The 14,163-nt window shown below is 38.9% G+C and carries 18 protein-coding genes and 1 tRNA gene; 4 read left to right on the top strand and 15 right to left on the bottom strand.

Going from position 1 to position 14,163, the window contains the following annotated elements:
• Positions 1–144: 144 nt before the first annotated feature.
• A complete protein-coding gene (locus tag ACNSN2_RS02490; RefSeq protein ID WP_055012852.1) occupies positions 145–1,446 on the bottom strand; it encodes an outer membrane protein transport protein in 1,302 nt (433 codons plus the stop codon).
• A 282-nt stretch (positions 1,447–1,728) separates the two neighbouring features.
• Here ACNSN2_RS02490 and ACNSN2_RS02485 point away from each other — a divergent pair, with 282 nt between their 5' ends.
• Complete coding sequence (locus tag ACNSN2_RS02485; RefSeq protein WP_075170401.1) at positions 1,729–2,052, top strand: hypothetical protein; 324 nt, start codon at positions 1,729–1,731, stop codon at positions 2,050–2,052.
• On the opposite strand, the gene ACNSN2_RS02480 is transcribed toward ACNSN2_RS02485, so the two are convergent.
• Positions 2,012–3,229 (bottom strand): HD-GYP domain-containing protein, encoded by a 1,218-nt coding sequence (locus ACNSN2_RS02480; RefSeq protein ID WP_054202243.1) that lies wholly within the window; start codon positions 3,227–3,229, stop codon positions 2,012–2,014. The genes ACNSN2_RS02485 and ACNSN2_RS02480 overlap by 41 nt on opposite strands.
• A 268-nt stretch (positions 3,230–3,497) precedes the next feature.
• A tRNA-Arg gene (locus ACNSN2_RS02475) sits at positions 3,498–3,572 on the bottom strand.
• Between the two features lie 237 nt (positions 3,573–3,809).
• On the opposite strand from ACNSN2_RS02475, the gene ACNSN2_RS02470 reads away from it, so the two are divergent.
• The gene (locus tag ACNSN2_RS02470; protein WP_010390860.1) at positions 3,810–3,992 is read left to right on the top strand and encodes a hypothetical protein; all 183 of its coding nucleotides are present in this window, start codon (positions 3,810–3,812) and stop codon (positions 3,990–3,992) included.
• A 36-nt stretch (positions 3,993–4,028) separates the two neighbouring features.
• On the opposite strand, the gene ACNSN2_RS02465 is transcribed toward ACNSN2_RS02470, so the two are convergent.
• From ACNSN2_RS02465 to ACNSN2_RS02455, 3 genes are read right to left on the bottom strand one after another with little or no spacing between them, the layout of a single operon-like run.
• A complete protein-coding gene (locus ACNSN2_RS02465; protein ID WP_418608499.1) occupies positions 4,029–4,820 on the bottom strand; it encodes a phosphotransferase in 792 nt (263 codons plus the stop codon).
• An 8-nt stretch (positions 4,821–4,828) separates the two neighbouring features.
• Positions 4,829–5,452, bottom strand: coding sequence for a nicotinamide riboside transporter PnuC (pnuC, locus tag ACNSN2_RS02460; RefSeq protein WP_075170403.1), 624 nt, complete (start codon positions 5,450–5,452; stop codon positions 4,829–4,831).
• Positions 5,453–5,477: 25 nt separating this feature from the next.
• Positions 5,478–5,729, bottom strand: coding sequence for a hypothetical protein (locus ACNSN2_RS02455; protein ID WP_010390856.1), 252 nt, complete (start codon positions 5,727–5,729; stop codon positions 5,478–5,480).
• 100 nt (positions 5,730–5,829) lie between these two features.
• On the opposite strand from ACNSN2_RS02455, the gene ACNSN2_RS02450 reads away from it, so the two are divergent.
• Positions 5,830–6,069: a DUF2960 domain-containing protein gene (locus ACNSN2_RS02450; RefSeq protein WP_004588463.1), complete on the top strand. Its 240-nt coding sequence runs from the start codon at positions 5,830–5,832 to the stop codon at positions 6,067–6,069.
• A gap of 71 nt (positions 6,070–6,140) precedes the next feature.
• On the opposite strand, the gene alr is transcribed toward ACNSN2_RS02450, so the two are convergent.
• From alr to rpsF, 9 genes are all read right to left on the bottom strand, one after another.
• A complete protein-coding gene (alr, locus tag ACNSN2_RS02445; protein ID WP_418608497.1) occupies positions 6,141–7,220 on the bottom strand; it encodes an alanine racemase in 1,080 nt (359 codons plus the stop codon).
• On the bottom strand, positions 7,220–8,599 hold the full coding sequence (gene dnaB, locus ACNSN2_RS02440; RefSeq protein ID WP_010390854.1) for a replicative DNA helicase: 1,380 nt from the start codon (positions 8,597–8,599) through the stop codon (positions 7,220–7,222). The genes alr and dnaB overlap by 1 nt, the downstream gene beginning before the upstream one ends.
• 113 nt (positions 8,600–8,712) lie before the next feature.
• Positions 8,713–9,651 (bottom strand): DUF4097 family beta strand repeat-containing protein, encoded by a 939-nt coding sequence (locus tag ACNSN2_RS02435; RefSeq protein WP_010390853.1) that lies wholly within the window; start codon positions 9,649–9,651, stop codon positions 8,713–8,715.
• A gap of 9 nt (positions 9,652–9,660) precedes the next feature.
• Entirely contained in the window at positions 9,661–10,146 is a 486-nt protein-coding gene (locus ACNSN2_RS02430) for a hypothetical protein (RefSeq protein ID WP_010390851.1), read from the bottom strand.
• Positions 10,133–10,684, bottom strand: coding sequence for an RNA polymerase sigma factor (locus tag ACNSN2_RS02425; protein WP_054202246.1), 552 nt, complete (start codon positions 10,682–10,684; stop codon positions 10,133–10,135). The genes ACNSN2_RS02430 and ACNSN2_RS02425 overlap by 14 nt, the downstream gene beginning before the upstream one ends.
• 225 nt (positions 10,685–10,909) lie before the next feature.
• The gene (rplI, locus tag ACNSN2_RS02420) at positions 10,910–11,362 is read right to left on the bottom strand and encodes a 50S ribosomal protein L9 (RefSeq protein WP_008110407.1); all 453 of its coding nucleotides are present in this window, start codon (positions 11,360–11,362) and stop codon (positions 10,910–10,912) included.
• 36 nt (positions 11,363–11,398) lie between these two features.
• Positions 11,399–11,626, bottom strand: a complete 228-nt coding sequence (rpsR, locus tag ACNSN2_RS02415; protein ID WP_002962753.1) for a 30S ribosomal protein S18 — start codon at positions 11,624–11,626, stop codon at positions 11,399–11,401.
• A 12-nt stretch (positions 11,627–11,638) separates the two neighbouring features.
• Entirely contained in the window at positions 11,639–11,956 is a 318-nt protein-coding gene (gene priB, locus ACNSN2_RS02410) for a primosomal replication protein N (RefSeq protein WP_008466122.1), read from the bottom strand.
• A 43-nt stretch (positions 11,957–11,999) separates the two neighbouring features.
• On the bottom strand, positions 12,000–12,341 hold the full coding sequence (gene rpsF / locus ACNSN2_RS02405) for a 30S ribosomal protein S6 (protein WP_008110420.1): 342 nt from the start codon (positions 12,339–12,341) through the stop codon (positions 12,000–12,002).
• 424 nt (positions 12,342–12,765) lie between these two features.
• Here rpsF and ACNSN2_RS02400 point away from each other — a divergent pair, with 424 nt between their 5' ends.
• Positions 12,766–13,965, top strand: a complete 1,200-nt coding sequence (locus ACNSN2_RS02400; RefSeq protein WP_418608489.1) for an alpha/beta hydrolase-fold protein — start codon at positions 12,766–12,768, stop codon at positions 13,963–13,965.
• The last annotated feature ends 198 nt before the right edge of the window (positions 13,966–14,163 follow it).

Genomic DNA, 14,163 nt, shown 5'->3' with positions numbered 1-14,163 from the left:
AATGGCTTATGCCATTCGTAACCAGTTAATTTATAAGTATAAAAAAAGCCGCTTACTGCATTTGCTGTAAGCGGCTTTTTTGTGTCTAGGCTCTAGGCTCTAGGCTCTAGGCTCTAGGCTCTAGGCTCTAGGCTCTAGGCAGAATTAGAATGTGTAGTTGTACTGAGCACCTAATAATACTGCATGACCTTTTGATTCAAAAGACCATTGCTGTGGTAGCGTTTCACTTTCTACTTTTTCAGTAAAGTTTTGTGTTTTACCACGTAATACGCTCACACCTAAATCAATGTTTGAGTTTTGATCAATCGCATAGTTACCACCAAACGAGAACCAAAAACGGTCTGTATCAGGGATAGAAATTGATAAATGCTGTTGTGATACTGGTGATTCATCAAACGCAAAACCAGCACGAAGCATTAAATTTTCACTGTACTGGTAATCAGTACCGATTGAGTAACGCATTGCATCAGAGAAATCTTCTGTTTTTTCAAACGCACTGAACTTGCCACCTGTAGGTGCAGTAACTTGTGCTTCTAATGAGTCAAAGCTGCTCCAACCTGTCCATAATACGCTGTAGTGAACGCCTAGCTTTTCATCTAACTGGTGAGAACCTGAGAACTCAGCAATTGCTGGTAGTGTAATTTCAACTGAGCCAGGTAATTCAACTTGACCGTTTAACCCACCAGGAATAAATGAAGGTAGTTCATTCGAGTACTCACCTTCAAAAGTAATATCTGTTTCTGTACGGTAATTAAAACCAAAGCGGCTATTTTCATCTAATTGGTACATTAAACCAACGTTTAAGCCGTAACCCATGTCATCACCTTCAAGGTGAACAGCATCAGCACTTGCAGGAATAGATGCAATAGCAGGGTTTACAGGAGGTACTACGCCAAACTTACGAATAATCTTCGCTTCTGCATAAATTGCATTTAAACCAATACCAAAACTGAACTGCTCAGATACTTTATAAGCAACACTTGCGTTCATGTTTACAGTAACAATTTCAGTTTCACCAGCAATTTGGCCAGCTGCGTAATCATCGTTAAACTCAGTGGCAAGGCCAAAGTTAGAAAATGCACCAAAACCAACCGATACTTTATCGTTTACTGGCATAGTGAAATAACCAGCAGGAATAATCGCGCTAGGTGCGATGCTGTCATCATCTAGTACGCTGTTATCTAAACCGTAGGCATTACCTGTGCCTTTTAGGCTAACATCAGGAATGACAGCCATAGCTGCAACGCTAAGTTGCTTCTCTTTAAACAACGTCATTAACGCTGGGTTACGAGCAACCACAGAGGCATCATCTGCTACAGACGCTTCACCTGCGTATGCACGACCTAAACCAGATACATTTTGCTCAGCAAGTTGAAAAGCCGCTGCAAAGGTATCAGCTGAAACAAATGCCAGCGATGCAGCAATAAGAGTTTTAGTAAATTTCATTGTTGTGTCCTTAGCCAAACTTACTGTTTGGATAGCTATGTGTGTTGTTATTAGAGTTTCAAACCCGCGTACACTACCTTAATTTTTTATAAAAAACCCTACTAAAACGTTAAAAAAGGCCAAAAAACACGTTTTTTAACGACAATTTAACAACTATTTAAAACTCATCGGAGCAGAAGTATGGTATTAGAGTATATACTCTAATGATATTAATTCTCATTTGCATTGACTTAACTTGCGTTGCAATTTACACTGCCAATAAAATCACCAAGGGAGAAAACAGTGATCATTTTACTTATTGTTACAGCGCTTACTTTTTGTGGCTTAAGTGTTTATTTCTTTTATAAAGCAAATTATTGCGCGTGTACGCAGGCAGGTAAATGTGACAACCCAGTTAATCTCTATTGGTTAGCAGCCATTAGCATGGCAATTATTTCTTTGGTTTTTTGCTGCTTAGCGCTGCATGTAGAATTAGGCACATTACTGTGGATGACGTTAATGGGTAATTGCTTTTTAGGTGGGTATATTTCTGCTAAAACAAACAGAAAAAGACGATGCAAAAATACTAAAGCAGTAAATGCTCTTTTAAAAGTCGAGGTAAGTTAATTTTATAATCAGCGGGTTTTACACTTGCTTGTATTTTTATTTCATTATTATTTGAGCTCAAATCAATATCTTTTGCGGTAACATGATGGTTATGTTTTGCGTTATAAAAAAGCTTAACTTTAGGTTTAATTGGGTTTGAATGATTACCTTCTAGCACCAAGGCCAAACGCTCATTGGTTAACTTAACAATAGTACCCACCGGGTGAACACCTAAGCACTTAATAAACAGCTGTACTAACTCTGCATCAAATAGCTGTTTATTTGCCAACAAATAACGCAGTGCATTAATAGGCTCATCCCCTTCTTGATGGGGTCTATCTGCGGTGAGCGCATCGTATACGTCAACAATCGCTAAAATCCGAGCAGGACGACTTATCTTGCTGTCATCTACTCCTCGAGGATAACCAGAACCATCAAGGCGCTCATGATGATTTACAATCATATCTAACATTAAAGAGGTGATACCTTTCCCACCTTTTAATAACCCTAGGCTTTGTGCAACATGCTTTTTTATTGCCGTCATCTCGTTACCCGTAACTTTGCCAGGTTTAGAGAATATTCCTTGAGGTAATTTGGCCTGCCCTAGGTCATGCATTAATGCCCCCATAGCAAGCTCCTGAACAACATCGCGTTTATACCCTAAATACTTAGCGAATACCGCTGTAAAAATGGTGCAGTTGATCATATGACGCCAGTTATAGCTATGCTTATCTTTAATGCGAGTTAAAATGGTCATTGCATGTTCATTACGAAATACTGAGCTGACTATTTCATTACTTATCTCATTAAGTGCATCAGTATTCAGTGACAAACCTGAAGTTAAATCACCAAAAATACTTTGTAGTTTTCTGTTGTGGGCATCATAACTAACACTGGCTTTGGCAAACTCTTGTTGCAAGCTGACAACTCGCTTTTTACTAGCGGGCTTGTCTTGATTTGTAGCAGCGGCTTGTGGTTTTTCTTGTACTTTATATTTAGCCGGTACAGCCACATCACTTTTTGTAAAATCAATAAGAAGCTCTAGTACTCCTTCGGTAATTAAACGCTGAATTATAGATTTATCACGTACCAAACCACTGGTTTTAATTTTTATACCATCCACACTCTCCTGCTGCTTGGTCACGCTATTTACGTACATGCCGGGAATAAGCTCTGATATAGGTAAGGTAACTAACATAAATGTGAGGATTTCTATAATTAAGGAATATTTTCTTTTAATAGCATTATTTAGCTATAAAAGTCTAGTTTTTGAGTTTAGGGTAATAATAAATCATTAACACTAAAATCCTACGAATATTGATATTAAACTATAACCGCAGCACTGAGTATACGCCTAACGGTGTAGATTAGATTGCTACAAATATTATTATTTAACTGAGAAAAAAATAGTGAGTTAATTTAAATAGCTACGATCGTTTTGAAGGGAGTAAAAAGTAAAACGCAAATGGCGCTCTCGGTAGGGATCGAACCTACAACTCAGCCTCCGGAGGGCCACGTGATATCCATTTCACCACGAGAGCACATTTGTTGCCTCCACATCAACTCGCGATATCAATGCTTTAGCATGCGCAATAATAAAGACATCTTTGTATAAATACCAGCATGATTCGTTTACATGTCTATAATTTAAGCTAATCACTTAACAAAAGGTAAAAAAAGCGCTATTTATTTATATTCTATAAAAAAACAGTAACGCTTTAGACACATATTATCTATTATTGTCACTGGACGGAAAGATTAAACACGAGGAAGTAATTATGAAGTTAATGTCAACAGAACAAGTTGCTGAGTTTTTAGGAGTTAAAGTCGAGCGAGTTAAACGCTTAACACGAGAAAGCTTACTTATTGCCAAAAGTGAAGATGCTAATGGCGAACCACAGTATGACGCCGATGAAGTAGCTAAATATAAAGAGCTAGCAGCTCGGTTTGGTGGTTTGTAGCTAAACTTATAACTACTTGGGGATAAGCTGGGCTATTTATTGAATTAGATAATCCAGCTGCTCACACAATTTTTTAACCTTATCACTGACATCACGCGCAGAATACCAACAAATACAAAGCACTAAGAATACTACTTGATAACACTTTAACTTTTCTATCGAGGGACTAAAATTACACTGCTGAGGTAAATATGAATGATAGGTTTTCAGTAACTGCGCTTTTTGTATTTGTGTTAACTCAAAACTAACTGCTAATGCGGCTAAATCAAAGTAAACATCGTTAGTTTTAGCGTATTCAAAGTCAATTAAGTACATGCCCTCTGTGTTGAGAATAATATTTTCTTTAACTAAATCATTATGGCAAAAACCGTTATCTCTAGGTTGGCTATAAATATAGACTAAAGCTGATTCAACCCCCTGCTGATATTGCTGATAAAGTTCGGTGTCAGAGTAGTAATCAAGCTCGAACTTAATATCCATTGGCTCTGTTACGATATTATGTTGGTGTAAACTGACCAATTTTTTTATTAGTTCAGATGTGTAGTTGTCTTGCGCTATATCACCGTCAATATATTCAAAAATGGCTAACTTTTTTTCTTCATTGAGCCACATTGGTGCAGGACAAACTTTATACTCTGCAAAGCTTGCTTGCGCTGCTAAGCCTATAGATGGCCAGTGTTCCCGATAACTCTTTAATAGGTAAGCTTGCTGCGCTGTATGGACAAGGAAATTATCGTTACTTAAACCACTATACAAACGCTCACTACTGAGAACATTAAGTTGCGGGTCAAAAGCGCTAAATATAGCGCTTATATTGTCAAAGGTCATTGTGGCTCTTATAGCTGTGCTAGAGGCTTAGCTTGCTCTTGCTCGTACTCTTCATACCAGGTTTTAAACCCCCATGCTGCCATTAGCGTGTAGAAGATAAACAACGCAAGTGTTGGGTAATAGCCTTTTTCGTAATACAAGTACATCGAAGCGGCATCTATCACTATCCAATATAACCAATTCTCCAGCACTTTTTTGGCCACTAAATAAGTAGTAACAACAGCAAAACAAGTGGTAAAACTATCTAAATAGGCAAAATCAGCATGGGTATAATTAGTCATTATATAGCCCAAAATTATCGCAACTAAGGACGTTATACTGATAATGCCAATATGTTGACTTACCCGCCATGATGTAATTGCTAATTCCTGTTTGCCTACTCCACTCTTCCTCCATGCTAGCCAGCCATAGACTGCCATATACATATAATAAAAGTGTAGTAATGACTCCATTAATAAAGCGCCATTCCAGTACATAATAGTGTAAATTAAGGTACTAAAGAATGCCGCAGGCCAGCACCAAAGGTTTTCTTTGATAGCTAATAAAAGGTAAGTCATAGACAAAGCCACTGCAATATATTCCCAGTGTGACATCGCAGTAAACCCAGCAAGAGTTTGGTTAATAAAGTCCATTATTGGCTCACTAAGCTATTAAGCATTATTCAGGAGAAAGATCACCAGAGAGAAATTTACAAACAAAAATAGCCTTGCCAAACTCTTCGTATGAACGTTTTATTTCAGTACTAAGTACCGACATTACTAAATCATAGTCACCAAAAATTTGCGTCGACAATGTGTTTGTAATCACTTTTAAATCATCATAGGTATTTAACCGGTCAATAAAACCTTTAATAAAGGGAATATAATCTTGATGAAGCGGGTATTTACTGATCTCTACTGATAATTTCATTTCAAACTCAACTTTTTAATTATTTGATTTCAACTAATCATTCAACGCAACTTAAATACAGTGTAAAATTACACTAACACTCAATATAACTGAGCTTATTATGGCACGCAGAATTACCTATACTTTTAAAAATCAACCGCGCGAAATTAACTTCGCAAAAGATAAATACCACGATATGTATCAGGCTATTGCGGCTGCTGAGGGTATCGATTTAACTAATTACTTAAACATGGTACGCCAAATTGAAATGACCTCTAAAGGTTCATCGGCGGTACGCAATTTTCGCGACCAAGAGTTTGCACGTATGGGCTTTAGCGATATTTACTTTATAAAAGAGTAACCATACCCAGTAAGCTAGCATCACGATCATGACAGCAATGTAAACTTACTGCATATCTTTAATAATAAACATTAGCGCTGGTACTCATAACTTACACGCGGTGTGATATTACACAATAACTCGTAAGAAATAGTATCAGCACATTGTGCAATCTCTTCTACTGGTAGCTCTGGCCCCCACATAATCACTTCATCACCCACCTGGACATTGTGCTCGTTATTACCTATATCAAGGGTGATCATATCCATAGCTACACTACCCACAATACCGTAACGATGCCCATTAATAATCACGGGTGTGCCTTCTTTCGCATGACGCGGATAACCATCACCATAGCCCAGTGCAACCACAGCCAACACCGTAGGTTTATCACTTTGCCAGCGGCCGCCATAGCCTACTTGCTCATGTGCCCCCACATTACGCACTGCTATCACCTTAGTGGTTAAGCGCATTACAGGCTTTAATTGATGATCTTTACCTGTGTGATTGGCCATAGGCGATACACCGTAAAGCATTAGCCCAGGTCTAACCCAATCACCATGACCACTCGGCCACGCTATAATTCCCGCAGAGTTCGATAAACAATGAGCTTGCTGAACCTCTTGGGTTAAATTATCGAACAAAGTTATTTGCTGCACTGTTTTAGTATTTTTTACATCATCGGCACACGCAAAATGGGTCATTAAGTTTATTTTGTTTTGTGCATTTGGGCTGGCTTGTAGTCGCTGATAAAACATATCAAACTGCTCAGGCGCAATACCTAAGCGATGCATGCCGGTATTTATTTTTAACCAGCAATTTAAAGGCGCATCTAGCTGCACACTCTCCAGCATTTTTAGCTGTATCTCGTCATGAATAATAGTTTGAAAATTATTCGCCAGTAAAATAGGTAAGTCTTCTTGATGAAAAAAGCCTTCTAGCAACACAATCGGTTTTGTAAGGCCACCTGCACGCAGCGCTAACGCTTCATCTATACGCGCAACCGCAAATGCATCCGCTTCATTTAAGTGTTGCGCAATAGTGACTAAACCATGCCCATAAGCATTCGCTTTAAGTACGGCCATGACTTTACTATTGGGCGCAAAGCGTTTTACCTGTGCTAGGTTATGTTCAAGCGCGGTTAAATTAACTTCAGCAGTGGCTAAGCGCATTAGTAATCATCATCTACAGCAGGCCCCGCGTAATTATCAAAGCGAGAGAATTGACCTTGGAAGGTTAGGCGCACTTTACCAATCGGACCGTTACGCTGTTTACCGATAATAATCTCGGCAATGCCTTTTTCAGTACTGTCTTCGTTATAGACTTCATCACGATAAATAAACATGATCAAATCGGCATCTTGCTCAATAGAGCCCGACTCACGTAAATCTGAGTTAATTGGACGTTTATCAGCACGTTGCTCTAGAGTACGGTTAAGCTGCGATAGAGCAACAACCGGACACTGCAACTCTTTTGCTAATGCTTTGAGTGAGCGTGAAATTTCGGCAATTTCTAAGGTACGGTTATCTGACAAGCTAGGTACACGCATTAATTGCAGGTAATCGACCATAATCATACTAATACCACCATGATCACGTGCTATACGACGTGCACGTGAGCGAACATCGGTAGGTGTTAAGCCTGAGGCATCATCAACGTACATTTTGCCTTTTTCCATGAGTAATCCCATGGTTGATGAAAGGCGCGCCCAGTCATCGTCATCTAGCTGACCAGTACGTACTTTAGTTTGGTTAATTCGGCCAAGGGACGCCAGCATCCTCATCATAATTTGTTCAGAGGGCATCTCGAGTGAGTAAATAAGCACTGGCTTGTCTTGAGTCATTGCGGCATGTTCAGCAAGGTTCATCGCAAAAGTGGTTTTACCCATTGATGGACGCGCTGCCACAATAATTAAATCAGATGGCTGCAAGCCTGTAGTCATTTTATCAAGATCAGCATAACCCGTGCTCACACCGGTCACACCATCTTGTGGTGATTGATAAAGCTCTTCTATTTTATCAACGGTTTTTTCAAGTATGTTGTGAATGCTTTGTGGGCCTTCACTACTTTTTGTACGCTGCTCAGCAATTTTAAATACTTTACTTTCAGCAAAATCAAGTAAGTCGTGGCTAGTACGCCCTTCAGGATTAAAGCCCGCTTCGGCTATTTCATTGGCAACACCAATCATTTCACGAACAACGGCGCGCTCGCGAACAATACTTGCGTAAGCGTCAATATTGGCAGCACTTGGGGTGTTTTTTGCTATTTCGGCTAAATACGCAAATCCACCAATACCTGACAGCTGGTTATTTTTTTCTAAACTCTCAGAAATTGTGATTAAGTCAATCGGATCACCAATTTCAGCAAGAGCTGTCATCGCCTCAAAAATAAGCTTATGGGTACGGGTATAAAAATCCTGCGCCACAACAAGTTCAGCTACGCGATCAAATGCTTGGTTATCAAGCATTAAACCACCTAAAACAGATTGTTCAGCTTCTATTGAATGGGGAGGAACTTTAAGAGTGTCGACTTGCTTATCTGGTTTGGCCATAACTTCACAGTACTAAAATTGAATAGCTCTATTCTATCGACTTGGCGGGGCTGTGCAAATAGCAAAGCAGGAAATCTTTTCCTGCTTTTTGTTACTTAAAATAAAATAGCTAATTATTGACGTTTAAGTTCGATAACACCGCTAATAGTATTCATCTCTACGCTAGCATCAGTGCCATTAGTATTAAACTTAATTCCACTTGCTGGGCCATATTTGGCTTTTTGTACTTGATCGTTAGTTAACTGGTTGTCAATTTTACCGCCAGCGTGTGCTTCCACCTCAAATTGTGCTGATAAATCAGCAGGGAAATAAAACGCAGCGTTACCACTAACAGATTCAAAACTCACATCAGCATCACTCAGAAGGCGGTTAATTTGTACCTTAACTTCGCCATTAACGGTGCTTATTTGTAACTCTTTAATTGTATCTAAATTAAAGTTAATATCGCCATTTACGTTTTCTAAGCGAATATCATTGGCCGTCGAGTTTGATGTAATATCGCCATTAACCGCACTAAAACGAACTTCACCGCTAGATTGCTGATCATCAATCGAACCATTAACAGTTTCAAATTGAACTTTACCATTAAGTGCTTTTGCCTTGATGTCACCATTTACAGTGGTCAGCTTAATATCGCCATTAAGATCGTTTACTGTAATAGCCCCATTAACTACATCAATTTCAGTACCTTTTTGTAACTCTTTGGCCGTTATAGATGCATTAACACCCACAAATTCTAGCGCACTACTTTTTGGCATAAAAATAGTGAGCGTTGAGCCATTGTTGTTATTATCCCAATTAGAAAGTTCAGGCATTTTCACAATAAACTGGGTTTTATTACCCTGTGTTTTAAGTGTGTAGCCTTGTGCCTTATCATCAAGTTCACCGGTTACTTTAAATTGATTTTTATCCCAACCTGTCACTTTAATATCACCACGCTGGTTTTCAATGTGGATCACCCCAGCATTGGGTACCTCAATTTGCTGATCTATTTTTTCACCAGCAAATACGGCCATGGGTAATAAAGCGATCCCTAATATTATTGCTTTCATTTATTTCTCCTAGATGTGTTGCCAACGCGGTGCATGCACCTTGTTAATTAAGTCGAGTTGTTGTTGATAAACTTGCGCTAACATAGACAATAGCGCCTTATTTTTCGGTTCATTTTCAAGAGTTTGCTTTATTGCTTGCTCTGCATCTTCAAGTTCTTGTAACTGTACTTGCCAATTGTCGGTCAATGCTGCTTGGCTTTGATATTGCACTAGTAAACTTTGTTTTTGTTTAGTAAAAAACTCACTCATTGCCACTGCAGTATTTGCCTCTGGTACTTTAAATAACAATACTGTGCTGACCAAAACCGCGGTAAAACATGCAGCAATGGCGGTGAGCTTTGGCCAATATTGATTAGTATTAATAGTGGGCTGATTATTAGCTATTATTGCGCGCTCAATCCCATTCCACAGTTCTTTTTTTGGTGGAATATTTTTATCTAACTGGGTTAAAGACTCATTTAAGTAGTCATCAAAATTTGTTTTACTCATTTTCATACCACTGCTTTAATAATTGCCTTGCACGATGATATTGCGCCTTACTAGAGCCTACCGCCATACCTAACAGGGTTGCAATTTCCTCATGCCTGTAACCTTCTACTGCATAAAGCACAAATACCATTCTTGCGCGCTCAGGCAGTCTAACAATTAATTTATCTAGCCCATTTAATCCGTTACAGTCATGTGCAGCTTGTTCATCCATTCCGCTTTGCTCAAAGCTAATTACTTTATTAAGCCAATGTTTTTGTCTGCGCACATAACTAATAGCAATATTACTGGCGACACTATAAAGCCAAGTGGAAAACTGCGAACGTCCATCAAATTGCGCTATTTTGTTCCATACTTGCACAAATACTTCTTGGGTAGCATCTTGTGCATACTCCTCATCGGCTATAAGCCTCAGGCATAAGCCATAAACTTTTGCTTTATGCATGTCATAGAGCGCTTTATAAGCTAACTGGTCGCCGTTTTTAACTTGATCAATAAGCATTTGCTGCACTTGATCAGTTATTGGCTGATTAGCGTCCATTAACATCGCAAATTTTTCCTGTTTATAATTATGTAATTGCAATTTAACTTATTAGACGCGCAGAAGAATAGAAAGGTTTAAATGAAATAAAAAATATTTGTAGAAAATTAAGGTTTATTTTAGAAAGGTGTTTGATTTTATCCACAACAAACAATTTATTGCTTTGGGTTATAAATTTTAGACACAAAAAAACCGTGCAAAGCACGGTTTTTTTTAACTTAATTTTAAAAATTAAGCTTCAGCAATAACGATTACTTTAATAGTAGCTGTTACGTCTGAGTGTACTGCGATTGCAACGTCAAATTCGCCAGTCTCACGGATAGTACCTAGAGGTAAACGAACTTCTGATTTAGCAACTTCAACACCAACAGCTGAGATAGCGTCAGCGATGTCACGAGTACCGATTGAACCGAATAATTTACCTTCGTCACCAGCTTTAGATACTAATGTAACTTCAGCTAATGCTTCAAGTTTGTCAGCGCGTGCTTGTGCTGCAGTTAACTGTTCAGCGATTTTTGCTTCTAGTTCTGCGCGACGTGCGTCAAACGTTTCAATGTTTGCTTTAGTTGCAGGAACTGCCTTACCTTGTGGGAAAAGGAAGTTACGTGCGAAGCCAGATTTAACTACAACCTGGTCACCTAGGCCACCTAGGTTAGCGATCTTATCTAGTAGAATAACTTGCATGTTTCTACACCTTTTAAAAACGTGTTAATCCGCTGCTTACTTATGTAAGTCAGTGTATGGAAGAAGGGCTAAGTAGCGAGCACGCTTAATAGCAGTTGCTAGCTGGCGCTGGTATTTAGCGCTAGTACCTGTGATACGGCTAGGTACGATTTTGCCACTTTCTGTAACATAGTTTCTAAGAGTAGCTAGATCTTTGTAATCGATTTGTTGTACGCCTTCCGCTTTAAAGCGGCAGAACTTACGACGTCTGAAATAACGTGCCATGAGATTAATTCCTCAAATAATTCTTTCTATATGCTGAGCATGCAAAACCAATTGGCTAAGGCCGTTACGACCTTCGTGGCGATTTAAAAAACCACTCACTTGCAATGCCTGCCCAACGTGCAAATGTTGAGTCTGTTGTTGCATTTGCTTACCACTGGCAACCACCTGAAGCCTAACATAACTATTACGGTTAAGATCTGCTTCAACTTGCATCGATTTATGTTCTACAACAAAAATACAATGCGGTATGCCCGCGGGGCTTTGGCTAAACTTGGGTGTTTTACAAACTACCCCCGATATAACCAGCTGATTCGTATATGGGCTAACCATTATAGTAACTGCTGACTACGTGCCATGCTAGGACTCAAAACAATTAAGCAGCTGGTGCTTCTTTCTTCTCTTCTCTTACAAGAGGAGACGCTTCAGTTACAGCGTTTTTAGTACGCATAACTAAGTTACGAAGCACTGCATCGTTGTAGCGGAAAGTAGTTTCTAGCTCGCTGATTACTTCAGTTGGTGCTTCAACGTTCATAAGAACATAATGAGCTTTATGAAGCTTGTTGATTGGGTAAGCCAGTTGACGACGACCCCAGTCTTCAAGACGGTGGATAGTACCACCTGCTTCAGTGATAGAACCAGTATAACGTTCGATCATACCAGATACTTGCTCACTCTGATCAGGGTGAACCATGAATACGATTTCGTAATGACGCATGGATATTCCTTACGGTTAATAGAGCCTTCTACCGTTTCGGCCGGTCGGTTTAAGGCAAGGAATTAATAGTTTAAAAGCCGAAATGAGCGCGCATTTTACGCTTAGTAGGATAATTAAGCAAGCAGGTTTTTTAAGCTTTGATAGATAAGTGTTAAAGGTTTCGGGTTTCGGGTTTCGGGTTTCGGGTTTCGGGTTTCGGGTTTCGGGTTTCGGGTTTCGGGTTTCGGGAAGACATTATTGGATACTCCCTTTATATCAACAAATAAAATAAAGATAAGTGCTTAATATTTACGGGGTAGACGCCGAGCTTGAAAAGCATAGCTTTAAATTATTTAAGCTCTACATTTGCTTCTAAAATATAAACATTTACTCAAACCTAAAGCCGTGCAATTATCAAGCAACACATTATTAAATAAGGATATTTATGAAGCTTTTATTATCGCTTGTATTAATACTTACTTTTAGTACCTCTTTTTTAAGCTATGCAAACACCGCTACAACCGACATAACCGTGGGTAAAAAAGTCATTCTTCAATCAAAAATACTTAATGAAGATAGGCCTGTCAGAATTTTCATACCTGAAACCGTAAAAGACGAGCAGCCCCTTTATGTTATTTATTTACTTGATGGTGTTGAACATTTTCATACGGCGTCTGGCGTAATAAAATCCCTTGTTGTTTACGAGCAGATACCTAATGCAATGCTTGTTGCTATCGATACAACCAACCGCGTTCGTGATTACTTACCTAAAGTACAAGGGGAGCCTAAAACTGAGTTTCAAACCTTTGTTAAAAGTAAATGGCCTGACGCAGGGCAAACCGATAATTTTTTAAAGTTTGTGTCTGATGAGCTCATGCCCTATATAAATAGCAACTACCCAACTAATGGTTACAACACCTTAATTGGTCATTCTAATGCTGGTACATTAGCGCTTTATACTTTAGTTAATCAGCCGGAATTATTTAACAACTATATAGCCATAAGCCCAAATAGTTGGTGGAGTGATGAAGAGTTAAAAAGTAATATCACTAAATACACTAAAAACCCTAAAGGCGCTCAAGCGTTATTTATTAGTGTAGCAAGTGAAGGCGCACGCTTTTATACAGGTGCATTAAATACTTTAGTAAATTTAGAGCAACAAATGCCCACGCAGCTAAAATGGGAATATAAGCATTACTCCTCTTTTACTCATATGGGCACCATACTTCCAGCACTTAGCGATAGCTTAATTCACTTATTTAGCGACCTAATATTTAAAGTGACTGACGAGCACGGAAAATTTGCGGATGTATCATTGATTACCGGTTATTACCAAGCACTTAGTGATAAGTACGGATTTGAGCTTAAAATCCCACAAGATGTGTACGTAGAATTTGCGCATAGTCAGCAAAAGTTTGGTAACACTAACAAAGCTATCTCCACACTTAAACGCTTTACTAGCGATTATCCTAATGCAGCATACTCCCACATGCGATTATCGCAAGGTTACACTGCTGACAAACAGTTTAAAGAAGCCGTTACCAGTATGAAAAACGCACTAAAACTTGCTAAACAAAACTCGCGAGATCCAATGTTAGTTGATGCGCTCAAAGATATGGTGAATGAAGCACAAGAAAATTTGTAGCTGATTTAATTCCAAGCGCTTTTTAGCTAACGATAATTACGAGCTTCGCTCGTCCCGTCAGCAAGCTGTACGCCTACAATTAGAACCAAACTCGGTATTAAGGTTTATTGTAAACGCCGAGCTTGCTCGCGTGAAAAGCATAGCTTTTTAAAGACATTAGCCTATAAACAAAAAAACCGATGTTTAAACTAAACATCG

This window comes from Pseudoalteromonas sp. US3C1013 (assembly GCF_048401115.1).
GTDB lineage: Bacteria > Pseudomonadota > Gammaproteobacteria > Enterobacterales > Alteromonadaceae > Pseudoalteromonas > Pseudoalteromonas undina.
The sequence above is the reverse complement of the archived record's forward strand: the minus strand, read 5'-3'. Positions and strand labels throughout refer to the sequence as shown.